Source organism: Streptomyces sp. ISL-99 (assembly GCF_018614005.1).
GTDB classification, from domain to species: domain Bacteria; phylum Actinomycetota; class Actinomycetes; order Streptomycetales; family Streptomycetaceae; genus Streptomyces; species Streptomyces flavidovirens.
In genome coordinates, this window is sequence record NZ_JAGGPC010000012.1 from 86632 (window position 1) to 105495 (window position 18864).

Here is an 18864-nt window from a genome sequence, read left to right on the forward strand (position 1 = left end):
CGCTAACACGCGGTACGCGCGGTGCTGCCGCCGGTTCCCGCGTCCGGCGGCAGCACTCCGCTCATCGGCCCAACGCCGGCTCAGCCGACGCGGGTCAGCTTGTCGCCGAAGCCCGGCTCGACCAGGTCCTTCTGGAGCGCGACCGGCGCCTTGACCTGACCCGGTCCCGAGCCGACGGTCACCTGACCGACCTCGTCACCCGCCTTCGCGGCGTGCGGCAGCGGCTTCCCGGCGTCGGAGATCGTCAGCTCCACCTTCAGGCCCGGCCAGCCGACGGCCTTCAGGTCCTTCGTCGCCACGACCGGCGTCTGCCCGCCGAGGCCGTCGTCGACGTAACCGACGACATCGCCCTTCTTCACGACGGTCGCCGACGTGACGTCCCGCTGGGCGGCCTGGATCAGCTTGAGGCTCCTGCTGATCGCGAGCTGCAGCTTGCCGTCGAGCGTCGTGGCGTCCTCCTGGCCCATCACCGCACCGACGATCCGGCGCTCCTTGCCGTCGACGACGGTGTTGGCCGACCACAGCAGGTTGCCCCCGGCGGGGGTGGAGGACCCGGTCTTGATGCCGCTGACTCCCGGCTGCAGCAGGATGTTGTTGTTGTTGTAGATCTTCCCGTCGATGCCGGGGATCTCGACCTCGGGCAGGTTCACGATCTCGCGGAACACGTCGTTCTCCATGACCGCCTTGGCCAGCTTGAGCTGGTCGGTCGCGGTGCTCACCGTGGTGGCCTCAAGGCCGCTCGGGTCGGTGTACGTCGTGTTCTTCATGCCGAGGTCCTTGGCGGCGTCGTTCATCTTCTTGACGAACTCCTCCTCGGACTTGGCATCCCAGCGGGCCAGCAGCCGCGCCGCGTTGTTGCCCGACGGGACCATCAGGAGCTGGAGCATCTGCCGCTCGGTGAACTGCTGCCCCTCCTTGATCGGGGCGATCGACTCCTCCGTGTACTTGGACTCCTTCTCGGCCTGCGCGTCGACCGTGATCTTGGGGCCGGTCTCGTTGTCCTTGAGAGGGTGCCCCTTGAGGATCACGTACGCCGTCATCGTCTTGGCGACGCTCGCGATCGGCGCGGGCTTCTGCTCCCCGTGCGTACCGATGCTGCCGACGCCCTGCACCTCGACAGCCGACTGGCCCTGCTCGGGCCACGGCATGCTGAGGGCGTCACCGCCGAAGGTGTACGTCGGCTTCGCCGTCAGCGCCAGCGTCGGCGAGGGAAGCGGCCGCAGGAACTGCACGACCGCAAAGATGATCACCAGCAGCACCAGCAGCGGCGCCCAGATCTTGATCCGCCGCACGGCGGTCCTGACCGGGGTCTCCGGCGGGGGCGGGGTGTTCGTCAGCTCGGCCAGCAGGTCGAGCGGCGGCTTGGGCGGCAGCGGCTGCTGCCGGGTACGTTCCGCCTCCGGCAGGGCGGCGGACGCGGGAGCCGGCGCCGGTGCGGGTGCGGGCGCCGGTGCGGGCGCCGGTGCGGAGGCTGGGGCTGGGGCTGGAGCAGAGGCGGAGGACGCGGCAGGGGTACTGCGCGGCCTGCCGGCCGGCGGCCTGACATCGTCCCGCTTCAGCGGAACGAATTTGCTGGTGCGCTCGGCGGCGGACTCGGGCTTGCTCACGGCCTTCAGCGCGGTGGTCGGCTCATCCACGGCCTGCCGCGGCCGCACAGCCTTGAACACGGCAGTGGCCTGATCGACCCCGCCCCCGGCCTGCTCAGCACCACGCGACTTCGCGTCCCCGCTCCTCGACGGTTCGTCGCCACCGGCCACGGCGATCTCCGACGACTCATCGCTACCGGGTGCAGTCACCCGGTCACCCTCACGGCCCGCACCCGAACCGTCAGAGCCACCTCGCAGCCCCACGTCACCCTTGGGCGCGCCGTCGGCCTGGGCAGCAGCCCGGTCACCCTCACGGCCCGTACCGGAGCCGTCGGAGTCACTCCGCGCCCCAGCGTCACCCTTGGACGCATCCTCGGCCCGTGCAGCAGCCGGGTCACCCTCACGGCCCGCGCCCGAACCGTCGGTGCCGCCCCGCGGGCCGGTGTCGGGGCCGGGAGTGTCCTCGGCCGCGTCGGGCGAGCTCACCGGCGCCTCGGCGTCGTCACGCCGGGCGTCGCTCAGCGGCTCGGCGGCGGGCTCAGCCGTGTCCGACGTACGCCCGTCGCCTCGCGCTTCGGCGCCGGCAGCCGCACGGCCACCGGCACGGCCCGCGCCCGAAGCGCCGGCGTCGGCGTCGGCCGGCGACGGCTGGTCGGCCTTCTCGTCCGGGTCGGGCGCGCCCGCCGGGCCCTCGGCGGCGTCGGGCCTCTTCTCCGCGGCCGCGGTCGAGTGGCCGTCGTCAGGGCCCGCCTCGGCCGCGGCAGCCGCCCGCGGGCCGTCGCCGCCCGCCTCGGGCGCCCGGTCCTCGCCGGAGCCCTCGTCGTCCGTCGTGGCGACCCATGCCACCACCGCCGCCCGGAGGCGCGCATCGCCCTCAGGGGTCGTCCCCGTGGCCTCCGGCGTCTCCGGGGTCTCCGGGTCCGGCGAGGGCTCTTCCGGGGGCAGCTTGAAGACTGCCGTCGGCTGATCCACGCGGTCGCTGCCTTCCAGCTCCGGCCTCGCGGCCGATTCCCGGAAAACGGCGAGCCGCGGATCGCGTTCGCCCGGGGCCGTCTCCCCCGACGACTTCCGCTGCTCCGACTTGTCGGGGGACTCGCCCGCCACCGATGCCTCCTTCATACGCGCTCGCGCATACGCCCGCTGTCCGCGGTCCGATGTCCGAACCATGTACCAGTGTCCTGTCTGAGACCCCGGCCCCCCTCGCTAGACGAGAACGACATACCTGCCGGTTCCCGTACGAAGCACCCAGGCGCTCTCGACAGATGAATGTGAGAGGGGTCACTCTGTCATTCATCCACGCGGGGAGGCATGGATGGGCAGGAGCCGCAGAACACTTCCGGAGGAGCTTCTGCTGCTCGCTCTGGACCCGACAACGGGTACCACAGCGCAGCCGCAGTCGCTCGACCTCGGCCTGGCCGGGGCACAGCTAGTAGAGCTGGCTCTGGCAGGACGGATAGCCCCAGACGGGGATCGTATCGCCGTGGTGATGGCACGGCCGACAGGAGATCCGACATTGGACTCCGCACTGGAACTGCTGCGCAGGCGCGGCAGCCCGGTCCGGGCGGTCCACTGGATCGGCGGACCCCGACTGGGGCTCCGCCAGACGTATCTCTCGCATCTGGAACGGTGCGGCATGGTGCATGCCGTGGCGGGTCAGATGTGCGGAGTACTGCCGACGACTCGCTACCAGGCGACGGAATCGGTGATCTGCCGGGAAATCAGGTCCCGGCTGGACAACGCGATCCGCACCGGCGTACCGCCGGACCCGCGGACCGCGGCGCTCGCCGCGCTCGCTCACGCAGTGGGGCTCGGCAAGCACCTGTACCCCGGCAACGAGGGGCGCTCATCACGCTCCCGGCTCCGGGACCTGATCAGGCACGACCCCATGGGCGGACTCGTGGCGCATGCCGTGATGGACGTCCAGAACGGTGTGGCCGCACAGCCGCGCCGAGCACCCGCAACGGGTGGCCGGCCCCAGTCGGCCGTACCGATGCAGTCGCAATCGCGGCAGGCACCGTCACGCCGCGACGGCATGGCGCGCGTCGCGGCGCACTGAGCCGCGCCGCCGCGGCACGGACAGCAGCACCGGCAGCACGTGAGCCGCACCTGAGCAACACCTGAGCAGCACTCGTACGACCAACACCGCACCGACGTCCCCAAGACCCGGTTCGGGAGCCGCACCAGAGCGCGCGGGGCAGTGGACCCGGCCCTCCAGGCCATCCTGGACAGGCCGGGCCGCCACCCCGCGCGCTCGCGTCGGCACCCTGTGTGGGCATTTCCCAGCGCGGACATGACCATTGGTGGCAGTCTGCTGCGCAGTAGAGCGTGCTAGCGGCACGTACGCACAACGCATCAGCCGGAGGTGCAGTTCCCGTGGCGTCCAACGTCAACCCAACCGTCAGGCGACGCCGACTCGGCCAAGAGCTCCGCCGGCTCCGCGAGCTCAAGGGCATGACGGCCGAGGAGGTCGCGGAACGCCTGCTGGTCTCCCAGTCGAAGATCAGCCGGCTCGAGAACGGCCGCCGCTCCATCAGCCAGCGCGACGTACGCGACCTGTGCGGCGTGTACGACGTCGAGGACCACCGTATCGTCGACTCGCTGATGCAGATGGCCAAGGACTCCCGCCAGCAGGGCTGGTGGCACGCCTTCGGCGACATCCCGTACAGCGTCTACATCGGTCTGGAGACGGACGCCGCCTCACTGCGCGTGTACGACCCGCAGATCGTCCCCGGCCTGCTCCAGACGCCGCAGTACGCCGAGGCGCTCATCACGGGCGCGCTCCCCGAGACGGCCGTCTCCGACGTCGAGAAACGGGTCAACGTCAGACTGCGCCGGCAGGAACGCATCCTCACGGCCGATCAGCCGCTGCGCCTGTGGGCCGTCATCGACGAGGCCGCGCTGCGCCGTGTCGTCGGCGACAGACAGCTCATGCGGGAGCAACTCGAACATCTGGTGGAGCAGTCCCAGCTGCCGCACGTGACGGTCCAGATACTTCCGTTCGACATGGGCGCGCATCCCGGCATCAGCGGCCACTACGCGATCCTGGAGTTCCCGGACGCGGCCGACTCCAGCGTCGTCTACATCGAGGGCGTGACGAGCGACCTGTACCTGGAGAAGGCGAACGACGTACAGAAGTACAGCGTGATGTACGAGCATCTGCGCGCCCAGGCGCTGAACGTCGAGGCCTCGCGGCACTTCATCGCGAACATCGCGAAGGAATACGCCCGCTGAAGCAGCGCTTCCGCGGAAAAACCGGAACGGTACACCGTGGCCGCCCCGCAGCGGAAGCCCCTTATGGAATATGCCATCCGGTCGGGTGAACGGCCGCTTCACGTGAGGTAGTTCGCGAGTAGCGTCGATCAAGCCAGCAAGAACGTTGGCGTCTCACTCTCCTCGACCAGCAAAAACGGAGTGAACATGGCAATCCATCAGGGCGCTACGGACACCTGGACGAAGTCCTCGTACTCCGGGGGTAACGGCGCATGTGTAGAGGTCAAGTCCCCGGTCGCGCACGCTGTCGCGGTGCGGGACTCGAAGGCGCCCGAGGGCCCTTCGATCACCTTCGCCCCCGGCTCCTGGAGCGCGTTCGTGGGCGGAGTCGGCCAGGGGACGTTCCACCTCGGCTGAGGCGCCGAGCACGACCGCAGTGAGCCCTCTCGACCGGTCCGCCGTCCTGGCCGAGGGGGCTCCGGCGTACCCGCGACTCGGCCGCGACACGGCCGCACCCTCAGCGCAGTTGGCCGACGTAGCGGTCCGTCCCCGGGACCGTCGGGATGAACGGCGCCACCAGCTCGACCCGTCCGAGCCCGGAAGCCGCCACCTCCCTGTCCAGCCCGCCGAAGCGTTCCTCCCACGCCTCGCGCGGGTCGGCCTCCAGGAACCAGAGCAGGGTCAGCCGGGTGTCGACCCCTTCCACCTGCTTCACGTAACTCATCCTGTCGCCCGGCAGCGGCGTCGGCCGGAAGACCGTGACCATCGCGGCCGGTGAGCCGGAGTCCGGCGGCCCCGCCAGCCGCTGCGGCAGATGCGCGCTCCGCAGCCACTCCAGCAGCTCCGCCCGCCGCTCGGGACCCTCGGCGTCGACGACTTCCAGCACCAGCCCCCGGTACGGATGGTCGAGCGCGTGGAAGTCGCGCGGCCCGGCCGCCCCGTCGCGGTAGACGGTCGCCTCGTGGTCCTGGAAGGCCGTGAAGACGTGCGTACGGTCCTGGTACACGCGCCCGTCGCGGTTGAGCCGCCGGTTGATGCCGACGGTCCACTTCATGTGCTCGTCGTAACGCCCCTGCGTCACCCAGTACGTCGAGAGGTAGCAGCCCGCGGTGACGGGCTGCGCGACGGCGGACTTCGCCGGGTAGCGCAGGAGCTGGAGGTCGCGGGTGGCGACCCAGCGGCGCCCGGCGAACATCCAGGGCATGGCCATCGCGCCCGCGATGTAGTGGTCGTCCTCGTACCAGCGGTTGTACGCGTACTCGTGGCCCGGGTGCGGTTCGACCATGGTGATCAGGGCGTGTCCGGGCCGCACCCCGTAGGGCCCCACGCCGGCCAGTTCCGCGTACACCTCACTGCGCGTGTCCTCGTCCATGCCGCTGGCCCCTTCCTTCCGCCGCCGGACCGCCCTACTCTGACGCCTCGTCAGATGGATATCCAGAGCGCGGAGGCGACGGATGGTGCCGCTCATGCCCCTTCAGGGGAAGACCGTCGTCGTGTCGGGCGTCGGCACCGGGCTCGGCCACCGGATCGCCGCGGCCGTCGTACGGGACGGCGGCAACGCGGTGCTCGGCGCCCGCACGGAGGCGAACCTCGTCACGTGCGCCGCCGAGATCGACCCGGCGGGCGGGCACACGGCCCACCTGGCCACCGACATCACGCATGAGGACCAGTGCGAGGCGCTGGCCGCGCTCGCCGTCGAGCGCTTCGGGCGGATCGACGCGGTCGCCCATGTCGCCGCCAGGGACAGTCACTTCGGCGGTGTCGAGGACGCCGACTTCGCCGCCTGGCAGAGCGTGCTCGACGTCAACCTGCTCGGCACGCTGCGGATGACCCGGGCCTGCCTGCCCGCCCTGAAGGTGCGGGGCGGCTCGGTCGTCATCGTCGGTACGCAGTCGGCGATCGCCGCACCGTCCCAGGTGAAGCAGACGGCGTACGCGGCCTCCAAGGGCGCGCTCACCTCGGCGATGTACTCGATGGCACGCGAACTGGGGCCACACCGGATCAGGGTCAACACCGTGCTTCCGGGGTGGATGTGGGGCCCGCCGGTCCAGGCGTACGTCCGGTTCACCGCTCGCACCGAGGGCGTGCCCGAGCCGGAGGTGCTGGGTCGGCTCACCGAGCGCATGGCGCTGCCCGAGCCGGCCACGGACGGCGATGTGGCCGAGGCCGTGACCTTCCTGGCCTCGGACCGGGCCCGCGCGATCACGGGCCAGTCGCTGCTCGTCAACGCGGGCGAGCTGATGCGGTAGAAGTCGCTGCCCTGCCTCCTCCCCTCTCCTCCCCTCTCCTCTCCTCCCCCCTCCTCTCCTCCTTCTTCCGGCCGCACGGGACCCGCATCCCGCGCGGCCGCTGCCGCATGTGAGGCGCCTGACGAAGCGCCCGCCCATCGTGTGGCTGCCGCCACGTTCACGACAACGACCCAGAAGGTCAAGAAAGGGCAAAGAGGTTCTGCTTTCTGACCCGAGTTCACATACTTGACTATAGAAAGCCTTGACCGGCCGCCCCAACAACCGGTTCAATCCCCGAAGTCCCCGCTCCCGCACGGGGGCACCGCCCAATCGGACGTACTGACGAAGCAGGAACCCGTTCACATGGCGGACCCCTGGAGGGGGCATGAACAGTCTCGACTGGGCCGTGCTCATCGGCTACTTCGGAATCATGGTCGCGATCGGCGTCTGGTCGCACAAGCGCGTGGACAACGTCAGCGACTTCTTCACGGCCGGCGGGAAGATGCCGTGGTGGCTCTCCGGCATCTCCCACCACATGTCCGGCTACAGCGCCGTCATGTTCACCGGTTACGCGGGCATCGCGTACAAGTACGGCGTCACATCCTTCGTGACATGGTCCTTCCCGATCGCGATCGGCATCGCGATCGGGTCCAGCCTCTTCGCTCCCAGGCTCAACCGGCTCAGGTCCAAGCTCCATGTCGCCTCGCCGCTGGAGTACCTCAAGAACCGCTACAACCTGCCCACCCAGCAGGCGCTCGCCTGGTCCGGTGTCCTGCTGAAGGTCGTGGACGTGGCGGCCAAGTGGGCGGCGATCGCCACCCTGTTGACCGTCTTCACCGGCATCTCCCTCAACCAGGGCATCCTGATCACCGGTGTCATCACCGGCATCTACTGCACGGTCGGCGGTCTGTGGGCCGACGCCCTCACCGAGCTCGGCCAGTTCGTCATCCAGCTCTTCGCCGGCCTCGCGATGCTCATCGCGGTGATGGGGCAGCTCGGCGGATTCAGCTCGCTGTGGACGGTGTGGGACAAGCTCCCGGAGAGCCACAACGACCCGCTGACCGGCGACTTCACCATGATGTTCCTGCTGGCCTATCTCTTCATCAAGACCTTCGAGTACTCCGGCGGCATGTGGAACCAGGCCCAGCGCTACATGGCCACGGCCAACGCACGCGAGGCGACCCGGTCGGCCCGGCTGTCCGCGGTCCTGTGGCTGGTGTGGCCGCTGGTCCTCTTCTTCCCCATGTGGTGCGCGCCGCTGCTGGTCGACGCGCAGAAGCCGGACGCCTCGGACTCGTACGCGCTGATGACCGAGCAGTTGCTGCCGCACGGCCTGCTGGGTCTGGTCATCGTCGGCTTCTTCTCGCACACCATGGCCATGTGTTCATCGGACGCCAACGCCATCGCCGCCGTCTTCACCCGCGACATCGCGCCCGCCCTCTCCGCGAAGGCGCGCGGCTGGTCGCAGCGGGCCGGTCTGGTGGCCGCCCGACTGTCGACCGTGGCGTTCCTGGCGCTGTCGATGGCGATCGCGACGCAGGTCAACTCGCCGGCGTTCAAGGACATCATCACGATCGTCATCAAGTGGGTCGCGGGCCTGATGGGGCCGATCGCGATCCCGTTCATGCTCGGGCTGCTGCCCCGGTTCCGTAAGTCCGGCCCGACGGCCGCGCTGGTGTCGTGGGCGAGCGGGCTGTTCGCCTTCTGGGTGGTGAACTACGGCATGGACGGCGTGGCGACGCAGTACCAGGTGTCGGTGCCGCTGGTCGTCTCGCTGGTGCTGTTCGTTGTGATCGGCTTCATCAGGCCGGAGGACACTCCGGAGCGCGATGCGGTGCTGGCGCGCATCAACTCGGACGACGACGGGGACAGTGACGGCGGCGGCGACGGCTCATCGGCGGGTGCGGCGATCCCGGCCCCGGCCGGAGAAGGGAAAGGGCGCGCTCAGGCTCTCGGGTAACGGGACAGCCAGCCCGGAGCGTTGATCGCGGGGCCGTGCAGGGCGGGGCCCTGGGTCATCTCCATCGCGAAGTCGTCGGCGAGTTCGAGGACCGTGGCGCGCCCTTCGAGCTCCGCCACCCAGCCCGGCGGCAGCGCGGTCTCGCCGTGCAGGGCGCCGAGCAGGCTGCCGCACAGCGCGCCGGTGGCCTCGGAGGCACCACCGTGGTTGACGGCGAGGCGCAGGCCGTGGCGGATGTCCTCGCCGACGAGGGCGCAGTAGACGGCGACGCCGAGTACGTCCTCGGCGGTGCGGCCGTCGCCGAGGGACTCGACACGGGCCGGGGACGGCATCCCCTGGCGTACGGCGCCGAGTGCGTGCTTGAGCGCGTCGGTGACGGGCTGGTGGCCGACGCGGGCGGCGAGCTGGACGAGGGCGCGCTGGACCGAGGTGTCGACGGTCTCGCCGCGCGCCAGGCCGTGCACGATGACGGCGAAGGCCCCGGCGGAGAGGTACGCGGTGGGGTGGCCGTGGGTCTGGGCGGCGCATTCGACGGCGAGCTGGAAGACGAGCTGGGGCTCCCAGCCGACGAGGAGCCCGAAGGGCGCGGAGCGGGTGACGGCGCCGGAGTCGCGGGCCGTGGGGTTCCTGGGCCGGTCGAGGGTGCCCATGGTCTCGTCGGCGAGGCCGGTCAGGCACTCGCGGGACGGGTCGCGGCGGGCGTACAGCCACTCCTCGCGGGCGAGCCAGCCGTTGTCCTTGCGGCGCTCGTCGGGGCCCCAGTCGCGCTGGGTGACGGCCCATCGCAGGTGGGCGCGGTGTACGTCGGTGGGCGGGTGCCAGGCGCCGGTGTCGCGGCGTACCTGGGCCCGTATGAGGCCGTCGACGGTGAAGAGCGTCAGCTGGGTGCCGGCGGTGACGGCGCCGCGTCTGCCGTAGGCGGGGACGAGGTCGGTGACGGCGTCGATGCCGTGGGCCGCGCGTATCTCGTCCAGGCTCAGGGCGGCCACGCCGGCGCCGAGCGCGTCGCCCACCGCGCCGCCGAGCAGGCAGCCGCGTACCCGGCTGCGGAAGTCCTGCTGCTCGGCACGGCCCCATACGGATGTGAGTGGTGCGCTCACCGCTTCTGCCCTTCGCGTGTGTGCCGGCGTACGAACGAACGACGTGGCGTCTGGCGCAGCACTGTAACCGAAGGGGAACGGGGTGTTCAGGGGACGGGTGTGCGGGCGGCTCCGCTGCGCGGGGCTTTCCCCACCCCGCCCCTTCCCGAACTGGGGGCAAGCCCCCAGAGCCCGGACGCCCTACGGGCGTGTCCTCAAACGCCGGACGGGCTGGGCTGCCGCTTGCGGCAACTCTCAGCCCCTCCGGCGTTTGAGGAGCGGGGTCTGGGGCAGCGCCCCAGGGGCTCAGTCCGTGATCGGGATCTGGCCGTTCGCGTCGGCCGGCGCCGGCTTCGTGCCCCGCTGCGTGATGCCCTTGAGCAGCTCGGCGAGGTCGACCCCGGTGGTGGAGCTGAGCATCTCCATGCCCTGGGCGACGTTGTCGGTGACCGTACGGGACAGCTGGCTCGCGCCGTCCGTGGAGATCACGGTCAGCTTGTCGATGGCGCTCATCGGCTCCGCCGCCTTGGCGACGACCTGCGGCAGCACCTCGACGAGCATCTGGAGGACAGCCGCGTCACCGTACTGCGCGAACGCGTCGGCCTTCTTGCGCATCGCCTCGGCCTCGGCCGAGCCCTTCGCGGCGATGGCGGCGGCCTCCGACTCGCCCTCGATCCGTACGGCCTCGGCGAGCGCCGCGCGGTGCAGCTTCTCGCCCTCACCGGTGAGACGGGAGCGCTCGGCGTCCGCCTCGGCCTCCTTGACCTGCGCGATACGACGGGCCTCGGCCTCCTGCTCCGCCTGGTAGCGGGCGGCGTCGGCCGGCTTGCGGACCTTCGTGTCGAGCTCGCGGTCGGTCAGCGCGGCCTGGCGCTCGGCGACCTTCTCCTGCTCGGCGAGTACTTCCTGCTGGCGTGCGGCGTCGGCGAGCGGGCCCGCGGCGTTGGCCTTGGCGGCGGCGGCCTCGGTCTCGACGCGGATCTCGGCCTGCTTGAGGTAGAAGGTCCGCTCGGCGATGGCGATCTCCTCGGCCGCCTTCAGCCTGGCCTGCTCCGAGGCCCGCTTGGCGATGGCCTCGGCGATGTCCGCCTCCTGGCGGGCGCGGGCGGCCTCGGGGCGGCCCAGGTCCTCCAGGTAGGAGCCCTCGGTGGTGATGTCCTGGATCTGGAAGGCGTCGAGGATCAGGCCCTGCCCGGAGAGGCTCGCCTCGGCCTCCTCGGCGACCTGACCGGCGAAGGCGGCGCGGTCACGGATGATGTCCTCGACCGACATCCGGCCGACGATGGCACGCAGCGCACCGGACAGCACCTCCTGCGTGAAGCCGACGATGCCGTCCTGCTGCTGGAGGAAGCGCTGGGCCGCGGCCCTGATGGCGTCCTCGCTGCCGCCGACCTTGACGATCGCGACGCCTTCGAGGTTGGCCTTCACACCGCGCAGGGTGACGGCGCCGCGCACGGAGATCGGGATGTGCCGGCTGGAGAGGTCGAGGGTGAACTTCTGCTGTACGAACGGCACGACGAAGACGCCGCCGCCGACGACGACCTTCTGGCCGCTGTTGTCGGTGGAGGTATGGCCGGTGACCGGGTCGACGGAGGTCTTTCCGCGGCGGCCGGTGATGATGAAGGCCTCGCTGGGGCCGGCGACCTTGTAGCGCGTGATGACGACAAGGGCCAGCAGGACGAGGAGTACGACGACTCCCACGACAGCGATGATGACTGGACTCATGATGAATTCCCCCCTGCCTTCCCAGGGGATGGCAGCAGTTGGAGTGTTACGTAAGCAGGACTGTTGGGTCGCGTAGGGCTGGTCGGACCGGTGTCAGCGTTCGACGGGGCGCACCGTCACCGAGGTGCTCGACAGTGACGCCTCCACCCAGATCTCGGCGCCCCGTGCGACGGGCACCGCGCTCTTGGCCGCGAGTTTGACCGGCTGGCCGCCGAGCCGCAGCAGCACCTCGCCGTACCCGTCGGCGGGGATCGCGGTGACAACGGACCCGGCGGTGCCGACGAGGTCGGTGCCGCGCGGGGTGGCGTCGGTCTGGTCGCGCATCAGCGCGCGGCTGAACTTCCACGCGAGCCAGCCGGCCGCGACCCCCGCCACCACCCCGACCCCCGTGGCCGCACCGGCTCCCAGACCCGTGGTGCCGAGCATGATGGCGCCGCCGAAGCCGAACATCGACATGAACCCGGCAATGACGGGCAGCGAAAGAAGCCCGTCGAAAAGGCCGTCGAGGACTCCCCCGAAAAGCCCTTCCAGAATCCCGTCGAAGATCAACGAGAGAGCCAGCAGCACGATCCCCGCAATGCCGAGACCGAGAAAAACCGTCATCCCCGCTCGCCTCCCCCGCGTGCGCCGATCTTTTTGACAGAGGGATCGTCTCATGCGCGACTGACAGAAAACATTGCCGGGTTCCGGCAATCTTGACGCGCCCTTAATGCCGCTTCACTCCAGCACCGGCAGCAACTCCGGAAGGTGGCCGTCCGACGCGGCCGCCGCCTGCTGTCGCTCCTGCGGTACGTCGCCGTACAGCGTCGTGCGCGGCTTCGAGGGGCGGCCCGCCGCGTCCGCGATCGCGACGAGGTCCTGGATGGAGCGGTACGAACCGTAACTGGAGCCCGCCATCCGGGAGATGGTCTCCTCCATCAGGGTCCCCCCGAGGTCGTTGGCGCCCGAGCGCAGCATCTCGGCCGCTCCCTCCGCGCCCAGCTTCACCCAGCTGGTCTGGATGTTGGTGATGTGGGGGTGGAGGAGGAGGCGGGCCATGGCGGTGACGGCCCGGTTGTCCCGGTCGGTGGGGCCCGGGCGGGCGATGCCGGCCAGGTAGACGGGCGCGTTGGTGTGGATGAAGGGCAGCGTCACGAACTCGGTGAAGCCGCCCGTCTCCTGTTGGACGCGGGCGAGCGTGCGCAGGTGGCCGAGCCAGTGGCGGGGCTGGTCGACATGCCCGTACATCATGGTCGACGAGGACCTGATGCCGAGTTCGTGCGCGGTCTTCACGACGTCGATCCACGTCGCGGTCGGCAGCTTGCCCTTGGTGAGGATCCAGCGCACCTCGTCGTCGAGGATCTCGGCGGCGGTGCCGGGGATGGAGTCGAGTCCGGCCTCCTTGGCCGCCGTCAGCCACTCGCGGATCGACATGCCGGTGCGGGTCGCGCCGTTGACGATCTCCATCGGTGAGAAGGCGTGGACGTGCATGCCCGGGACGCGCTCCTTCACGGCGCGCGCGATGTCGAAGTACGCCGTGCCGGGGAGGTCGGGGTGGATGCCGCCCTGCATGCAGACCTCGACCGCGCCGACGTCCCACGCCTGCTCGGCGCGGTCGGCGACCTGGGAGAGGGAGAGGGTGTAGGCGTCGGCGTCGGTGCGGCGCTGCGCGAAGGCGCAGAAACGGCAGCCGGTGTAGCAGACGTTGGTGAAGTTGATGTTGCGCGTGACGATGTACGTGACGTCGTCGCCGACGACGTCACGGCGCAGCTCGTCGGCGATGCGGGCGAGGGCGTCCAGGGCGGGGCCGTCGGCGTGGAGGAGCGCGAGGGCCTCGTCGTCGGTGAGCTTGGCCGGGTCGTCGGCGGCCTGTGCGAGGGCCTGGCGTACGTCGGTGTCGATGCGCTGGGGCACCATGCCGGGGGCGGCGGCCTCGCGCAGCGCGTCCCAGTCGCCGTACACGTCGTCGAAGTCGTCGCGGCGGTCACCGGTGCGTCCGGTGGTGTCGATGGTGCGGTGGAGGTCGGTGCGTCCGGTCGCTGTTCCGGTGAAACCCTCGTCGGGCTCCTGCCACGGAAGGCCCGTCGGCCGTACGTCCTCGCGCGCCAGCCCCGTCTCCGGATCGGCGAGCGCCCGTACGTGCGGCAGCAGCCGGGGGTCGAGCCAGGGCTCGCCGCGCTGGATGAACTCCGGGTAGATGGTGAGCCGTTCGCGCAGCTCGAAGCCCGCGGAGGCGGTCTTCGCGGCGAGCTCGTCGATGTGCGGCCAGGGGCGCTCGGGGTTGACGTGGTCGGGGGTGAGCGGCGAGACGCCGCCCCAGTCGTCGATGCCGGCGCCGATGAGGAGGGCGTACTCCGAGTCGACGAGGTTGGGCGGGGCCTGGATGCGGGCGCTCGGTCCGAGGATGTGGCGGGCCACGGCGATGGCGGCGGCCAGCTCCTCCAGCTCGGCGTCGGGCATGCCGCGCATGGCGGTGTCCGGCTTGGCGCGGAAGTTCTGGACGATGACTTCCTGGATGCCGTGGTAGGCGCGGGCGGTCTTACGGAGCTCGAAGAGGGAGTCGGCGCGCTCCTCGTACGTCTCGCCGATGCCGATGAGCAGACCGGTGGTGAAGGGGACGTTGGAGCGGCCGGCGTCTTCGAGGACCCGCAGGCGTACGGCGGGCTCCTTGTCGGGGGAGCCGTGGTGCGGGCCGCCGGGCTCGGACCACAGGCGCGTCGCGGTCGTCTCCAGCATCATGCCCATGGAGGGGGCGACGGGCTTGAGCCGCTGGAGATCGGTCCATGACATGACGCCGGGGTTGAGGTGGGGCAGCAGCCCCGTCTCCTCGAGCACGCGGATGGCCATGGCGCGGACGTACGCGAGGGTGTCGTCGTACCCCTCGGCCTCCAGCCACTCACGCGCTTCGGGCCAGCGTTCCTCGGGGCGGTCGCCGAGCGTGAACAGCGCTTCCTTGCAGCCCATCGCGGCGCCGCGACGGGCAATGTCCAGTACCTCGTCGGGCGAGAGGAACATGCCGTGGCCGTCACGGCGGAGCTTCCCGGGAACGGTCACGAAGGTGCAGTAGTGGCACTTGTCGCGGCACAGGCGGGTCAGCGGGATGAAGACCTTGCGCGAGTACGTGATGACGCCGGGACGCCCGGCGGCGTCCAGCCCGGCGTCGCGTACGCGCGCGGCGGAGGCGGCGAGGTCGAGGAGGTCGTCACCGCGTGCCTGGAGGAGTACGGCGGCCTCGGCGACGTCGAGTGCGACCCCGTCCCGCGCACGTTTCAGGGCGCGCCGCATGCTGTTGGGGGTAGGGGCGTGGCTGTGGGGTGTTGAGGTGGCGGCTCCGGTGGTTTCCTGCCCGCTCCCGGAAGCGGAAACGGAATCGGAGCCGGACCTCGGTCCGTCCCCGTTTCCGTCCCCGTTCCCGTTTCCCCGCGGTGCGCTCGCGCTCGTCGTCATGCGTCCGAGCATACGAGCGACGCGGACAGGCACTCCGTCCCGTGGTGGTCCGGCCCAGCCCTGCCCCGGTGAGCGGTGATGCCCGGCCGGGGCTCAGGGCCTCACGGCGTCGACATCGAGCTGAAGACCAGGAACCCCAGCACCATGCCGAGGGCCAGGCCGGCTCCCGCGACGATCAGGCCCGTAACCGCGAGAGGCTCGTCCTTGGACTTGGCGATCCCGCCGAATACCAGGCCGAGGACGCCGAAGAGCGGCGGGCAGAAGAACAGTGCGACCACGCCGAAAATGATCGCGACAATGCTGAACGGGCTTTTCTGCACGTGCGTTCCCTCTCCCCCGAGGTCCGGCCGGGGCGGCCGGGCGCTGTCCATGCCGAAAGGCCAAGGTAGCGGCGCCCGGGCGCCCGGCACAGAGGGACGGACCGTACTGGCCACATAAACGTCAGATAAACCTCGCGTACTCATCCAGTACGCGAAGAACCTCCGCCTCGCCCGCGGGCGGCAGTTGCAGCACCAGCTCCTCGATGCCCAGCTCCGCGTAGTGCGCCACCTTGCCCGGGCTCGGCTTCACCGCGTACGGGACCACTTGCAGCGACTGGGGATCGCGGCCCGCTTCCTCCCAGGCCGTACGCAGCACCGGCACCGACTCCGTCAGGCCCCGGCCGCCGATCGGCAGCCATCCGTCCGCGTGCTCCACGATGTGCGAGAACAGCTTCGGACCCGCCGCCCCGCCCACCAGCGTGCGCGGCCCCGTCACCGGGCCGCGTGGCTTCTGCACCGGCTTGGGAGGGGCGTACGACGCTCGTACCGCACCGAACTCGCCCTCGTACGCCGTCGGTTCCTCGGACCACAGCGCCCGCATCAGCGCCATCCGGTCCCGCGTCCGCTCACGGCGGGTCGTCCACTCCACGCCGTGGTCCGCGGCCTCCTCCTTGTTCCAGCCGTAGCCCACACCGAGCGTGAAGCGACCGCCGGAGAGATGGTCCAGCGTCGCCACCTGCTTCGCCAGGTCGATCGGGTCGTGCTGCGCCACGAGCGTGATGCCGGTGCCGAGACCGAGCCGTTCGGTGACCGCGGCGGCCTGGGCGAGGGCGACGAAGGGGTCGAGCGTGCGGCCGTACTCACGCGGGAGTTCACCGCCCGCCGGGTACACCGACTCGCGCGACACCGGGATGTGGGTGTGCTCGGGCAGGTACAGGCCGGCGAAACCTCGCTGCTCCAGCTCGCGTGCGAGCCGTACCGGCGTGATCGTCTCGTCGGTGAGAAAGATCGTGGTGGCAATCCGCATGCGGAGCTCCTCATCATGATCGTCGTGACCGGCTGAGCGACAAAACTACGTCGTGCCGAACCCTTCCGTTACAGGGGAGTTCACTGCTCAATACCAGGGTCTCCGTACGCACGCACGACGCACCACCGATGGAGTTCCGTCCCCCTGCCCCTCTCGACGCTCCGCCCTGGGAGATGCCGACATGACTGGACCGACGAGTGGATCCGACCGATCCATCGGCCGGCGCGGACTGTTCGTGACCGGCGCCGCCGCCGCCCTTACCTTGGGCAGCGTGAGCTTCGCGAATGCCGCGCCCCCCGGCGGCGAGGAGACCCGGACCGTACGCGGCACCCTCCCGCCGGGGTCCCCCGACTACGTCTACCTGCCCGTGGAAGTGCCGCGCGGAGTACGGGAGATCGCCGTCTCGTACGCGTACGAGAGAATTCCCGTACCCCCCGGCACCCAGGGCAACGCCCTCGACATCGGCATCTTCGACGAGCGCGGCACCGGCCTGGGCGGCCGAGGCTTCCGCGGCTGGTCCGGCGGGGCGCGGTCGGAGTTCTTCATCCGCGCGGACGCGGCGACGCCCGGGTACATCCCGGGCCCCGTCCGGGCGGGGACCTGGAACATCGCGCTGGGCCCGTACACGACCGCCCCCGAGGGACTGCCGTACGCCGTGACCATCACGCTCCGGTACGGCGCCCCGGGCAAGACCCCCGCCGCCGTCCATCCGCCCGAGCGCGCCAAGGGGCGGGGGCGCGCCTGGTACCGGGGCGACTGCCACCTGCACTCCGTGTTCTCCGACGGAAAGCGCACGCCGGCCGAGATCGCCGCCGCCGCCCGCGCCGCCGGGCTCGACTTCATCAACACCAGCGAGCACAACACCCACGCCGCGCACAGCGCCTGGCAGGGCCTGTGGGGTGACGACCTGCTCATCCTCACCGGCGAGGAAGTCACCACCCGTAACGGTCATGTCGTCGCCGTCGGCACCGACCCGGGCACCTTCGTCGACTGGCGCTACCGCGCCCGCGAGAACCGCTTCGGGCACTACGCCCGCGAGATCCGCCGCGCGGGCGGCCTCGTCGTACCCGCGCATCCGCACGCCACCTGCATCGGGTGCAACTGGAAGTTCGGGTTCGGGGACGCCGACGCGGTGGAGGTGTGGAACGGGCCGTACACCCCCGAGGACGAGATCGCACTCGCGTCCTGGGACAACACGCTCACCGGCGGCCGCGGCTGGACCCCGGCCATGGGCAGCAGCGACGCCCACCGCGAGCCGCAGCTCGTCGGCATGCCGCAGACGGTCGTACGGGCCGACGACCTCACCCGTGAGGCGATCCTCGACGGCATCCGCGCCGGCCACTCCTACATGACCGAGTCCTCCGCCGTGTCCCTCACCTTCGGCGCCTCGGGCGGCCGGGCCCGCCACGCGGGCATCGGGGACCGGCTGGACGTCGACGCCGGCACCCCCGTCACCGTCCGCCTGGAGGTCACCGGCGCACCCGGCTGCACCGCCCACTTCGTCACCGACCAGGGCACGCTGCACACCGCGCCGCTGCCGGAGTCCGGGGCGGGCACGGTGGAATGGCGTACGACGCCGCAATACGCGTCGTACGTACGCGCGGAGGTCCGCCATGCGCCGAAGGTGCCCGGCCTGCCGGGAGCCCTGGCGGCGCTTACCAACCCGGTGTTCCTGGGCGGCGGCGGCCGTGGCTGAAGGGGTCAGGGTGCGATGTTGTGGTTTATGCGGAACACGTTCTCGGGGTCGTACTGGCGCTTGACCGCACGCAGGCGGTCGTAGTTCTGCCGGTAGTTGGCGCGCACCCGGGCCTGGTCGTCGGCGTCCATGAAGTTGATGTAGCCGGCTTCCTCGGTGTGCGGGCGCAGGGCCGCGTCGTACGCGCGGGTCCAGGCGACGTTGTGTCCGGTGTCGGCGGGGTCCTTGTAACTGGCGCCGAAGGCGGCGGAGTAGGAGGCGTCGCGGTAGGCGAACGCGGTGTCCTCTCCGCCGACGCGGTGGCAGGCGCCGTCGATGGGGAAGATGACGGTGTCGCTCTCCATCGAGGGAATGGTCGCGCCGTACTTCATGTGGACATCGATGGCTCCGTCGGTCAGTTCGCGGCTGAAGTTGCCCTTCCAGTAGTGGTAGAGGCCCGGCGGCAGGTCCTCGTCGAACAGGGTGTTGATCACGGGGTACGGCATGCGGTCGAGGTACTGGCCGATGACCGGGCCGAGCGCGCCGAGGCGGGCGCGGACTGTGTCGTCCTTGTCGGCGAGGCCGCTGAAGCAGGTCAGTACGGCGCAGACGGGGCGGCCGTGCCAGCGTTCGGGGAGGAACGGCACCTGCGGTCCGAGCAGCACGGCGAAGAGGGTGTTGAGCTCCT

The 18864-nt window shown here is 70.7% G+C and carries 14 protein-coding genes and 1 pseudogene; 6 read left to right on the forward strand and 9 right to left on the reverse strand.

Translation table 11 applies throughout. The features are described from left to right. Nucleotides 1–80: 80 nt before the first annotated feature. Complete coding sequence (locus J7E91_RS07360) at nucleotides 81–2690, reverse strand: serine hydrolase (protein ID WP_214900098.1); 2610 nt, start codon at nucleotides 2688–2690, stop codon at nucleotides 81–83. Between the two features lie 208 nt (nucleotides 2691–2898). Here J7E91_RS07360 and J7E91_RS07365 point away from each other — a divergent pair, with 208 nt between their 5' ends. The 3 genes from J7E91_RS07365 to J7E91_RS07375 all read left to right on the forward strand — a co-directional run bounded on the left by J7E91_RS07365 (nucleotide 2899) and on the right by J7E91_RS07375 (nucleotide 5213). Then, a complete protein-coding gene (locus tag J7E91_RS07365; RefSeq protein ID WP_214900099.1) occupies nucleotides 2899–3642 on the forward strand; it encodes a GPP34 family phosphoprotein in 744 nt (247 codons plus the stop codon). 317 nt (nucleotides 3643–3959) lie between these two features. Then, nucleotides 3960–4817 carry a helix-turn-helix transcriptional regulator gene (locus tag J7E91_RS07370; RefSeq protein WP_214900100.1) on the forward strand — a complete coding sequence of 286 codons (858 nt, stop codon included), beginning with the start codon at nucleotides 3960–3962 and terminating at the stop codon, nucleotides 4815–4817. Nucleotides 4818–5003: 186 nt separating this feature from the next. Next, on the forward strand, nucleotides 5004–5213 hold the full coding sequence (locus J7E91_RS07375) for a DUF397 domain-containing protein (protein ID WP_028810977.1): 210 nt from the start codon (nucleotides 5004–5006) through the stop codon (nucleotides 5211–5213). Between the two features lie 100 nt (nucleotides 5214–5313). Here the strand turns inward: J7E91_RS07375 and J7E91_RS07380 are convergent, their stop codons facing one another. After that, nucleotides 5314–6168 (reverse strand): hypothetical protein, encoded by an 855-nt coding sequence (locus J7E91_RS07380; protein WP_214900101.1) that lies wholly within the window; start codon nucleotides 6166–6168, stop codon nucleotides 5314–5316. Nucleotides 6169–6262: 94 nt separating this feature from the next. On the opposite strand from J7E91_RS07380, the gene J7E91_RS07385 reads away from it, so the two are divergent. Further along, a complete protein-coding gene (locus J7E91_RS07385) occupies nucleotides 6263–7045 on the forward strand; it encodes an SDR family oxidoreductase (RefSeq protein ID WP_214900102.1) in 783 nt (260 codons plus the stop codon). Nucleotides 7046–7409: 364 nt separating this feature from the next. Further along, nucleotides 7410–8984, forward strand: a complete 1575-nt coding sequence (locus J7E91_RS07390) for a sodium:solute symporter family protein (RefSeq protein WP_214900103.1) — start codon at nucleotides 7410–7412, stop codon at nucleotides 8982–8984. On the opposite strand, the gene J7E91_RS07395 is transcribed toward J7E91_RS07390, so the two are convergent. From J7E91_RS07395 to J7E91_RS07420, 6 genes and pseudogenes are all read right to left on the reverse strand, one after another. After that, nucleotides 8969–10084, reverse strand: coding sequence for an ADP-ribosylglycohydrolase family protein (locus J7E91_RS07395; protein WP_214900105.1), 1116 nt, complete (start codon nucleotides 10082–10084; stop codon nucleotides 8969–8971). The two genes, J7E91_RS07390 and J7E91_RS07395, sit on opposite strands and share 16 nt — an antisense overlap. A gap of 285 nt (nucleotides 10085–10369) precedes the next feature. Beyond that, nucleotides 10370–11788, reverse strand: coding sequence for a flotillin family protein (locus J7E91_RS07400; RefSeq protein ID WP_214900106.1), 1419 nt, complete (start codon nucleotides 11786–11788; stop codon nucleotides 10370–10372). A gap of 93 nt (nucleotides 11789–11881) precedes the next feature. Further along, complete coding sequence (locus J7E91_RS07405) at nucleotides 11882–12391, reverse strand: hypothetical protein (RefSeq protein ID WP_214900107.1); 510 nt, start codon at nucleotides 12389–12391, stop codon at nucleotides 11882–11884. Between the two features lie 114 nt (nucleotides 12392–12505). Then, nucleotides 12506–15082, reverse strand: a pseudogene (locus J7E91_RS07410) (bifunctional FO biosynthesis protein CofGH); the annotation flags it as partial. 233 nt (nucleotides 15083–15315) lie between these two features. Further along, nucleotides 15316–15534: a hypothetical protein gene (locus J7E91_RS07415; RefSeq protein ID WP_028810984.1), complete on the reverse strand. Its 219-nt coding sequence runs from the start codon at nucleotides 15532–15534 to the stop codon at nucleotides 15316–15318. Between the two features lie 121 nt (nucleotides 15535–15655). After that, the gene (locus tag J7E91_RS07420; protein ID WP_214900109.1) at nucleotides 15656–16501 is read right to left on the reverse strand and encodes an LLM class F420-dependent oxidoreductase; all 846 of its coding nucleotides are present in this window, start codon (nucleotides 16499–16501) and stop codon (nucleotides 15656–15658) included. A 181-nt stretch (nucleotides 16502–16682) separates the two neighbouring features. On the opposite strand from J7E91_RS07420, the gene J7E91_RS07425 reads away from it, so the two are divergent. Beyond that, nucleotides 16683–18197, forward strand: coding sequence for a CehA/McbA family metallohydrolase (locus J7E91_RS07425; RefSeq protein ID WP_214900110.1), 1515 nt, complete (start codon nucleotides 16683–16685; stop codon nucleotides 18195–18197). A gap of 5 nt (nucleotides 18198–18202) precedes the next feature. Here J7E91_RS07425 and J7E91_RS07430 read toward each other — a convergent pair whose 3' ends face one another. Next, complete coding sequence (locus tag J7E91_RS07430) at nucleotides 18203–18841, reverse strand: BBE domain-containing protein (RefSeq protein ID WP_308376151.1); 639 nt, start codon at nucleotides 18839–18841, stop codon at nucleotides 18203–18205. Between the last annotated feature and the right edge of the window lie 23 nt (nucleotides 18842–18864).

What these genes read in the sequence shown, in the direction of transcription:
- J7E91_RS07365 (WP_214900099.1), top strand. Translation starts at nt 2,899, where the DNA reads ATGGGCAGGAGCCGCAGAACACTTCCGGAGGAGCTTCTGCTGCTCGCT.
- J7E91_RS07375 (WP_028810977.1), top strand. Translation starts at nt 5,004, where the DNA reads ATGGCAATCCATCAGGGCGCTACGGACACCTGGACGAAGTCCTCGTAC.
- J7E91_RS07380 (WP_214900101.1), bottom strand. Translation starts at nt 6,168, where the DNA reads ATGGACGAGGACACGCGCAGTGAGGTGTACGCGGAACTGGCCGGCGTG.
- J7E91_RS07385 (WP_214900102.1), top strand. Translation starts at nt 6,263, where the DNA reads ATGCCCCTTCAGGGGAAGACCGTCGTCGTGTCGGGCGTCGGCACCGGG.
- J7E91_RS07390 (WP_214900103.1), top strand. Translation starts at nt 7,410, where the DNA reads ATGAACAGTCTCGACTGGGCCGTGCTCATCGGCTACTTCGGAATCATG.
- J7E91_RS07400 (WP_214900106.1), bottom strand. Translation starts at nt 11,788, where the DNA reads ATGAGTCCAGTCATCATCGCTGTCGTGGGAGTCGTCGTACTCCTCGTC.
- J7E91_RS07405 (WP_214900107.1), bottom strand. Translation starts at nt 12,391, where the DNA reads ATGACGGTTTTTCTCGGTCTCGGCATTGCGGGGATCGTGCTGCTGGCT.
- J7E91_RS07420 (WP_214900109.1), bottom strand. Translation starts at nt 16,501, where the DNA reads ATGCGGATTGCCACCACGATCTTTCTCACCGACGAGACGATCACGCCG.
- J7E91_RS07425 (WP_214900110.1), top strand. Translation starts at nt 16,683, where the DNA reads ATGACTGGACCGACGAGTGGATCCGACCGATCCATCGGCCGGCGCGGA.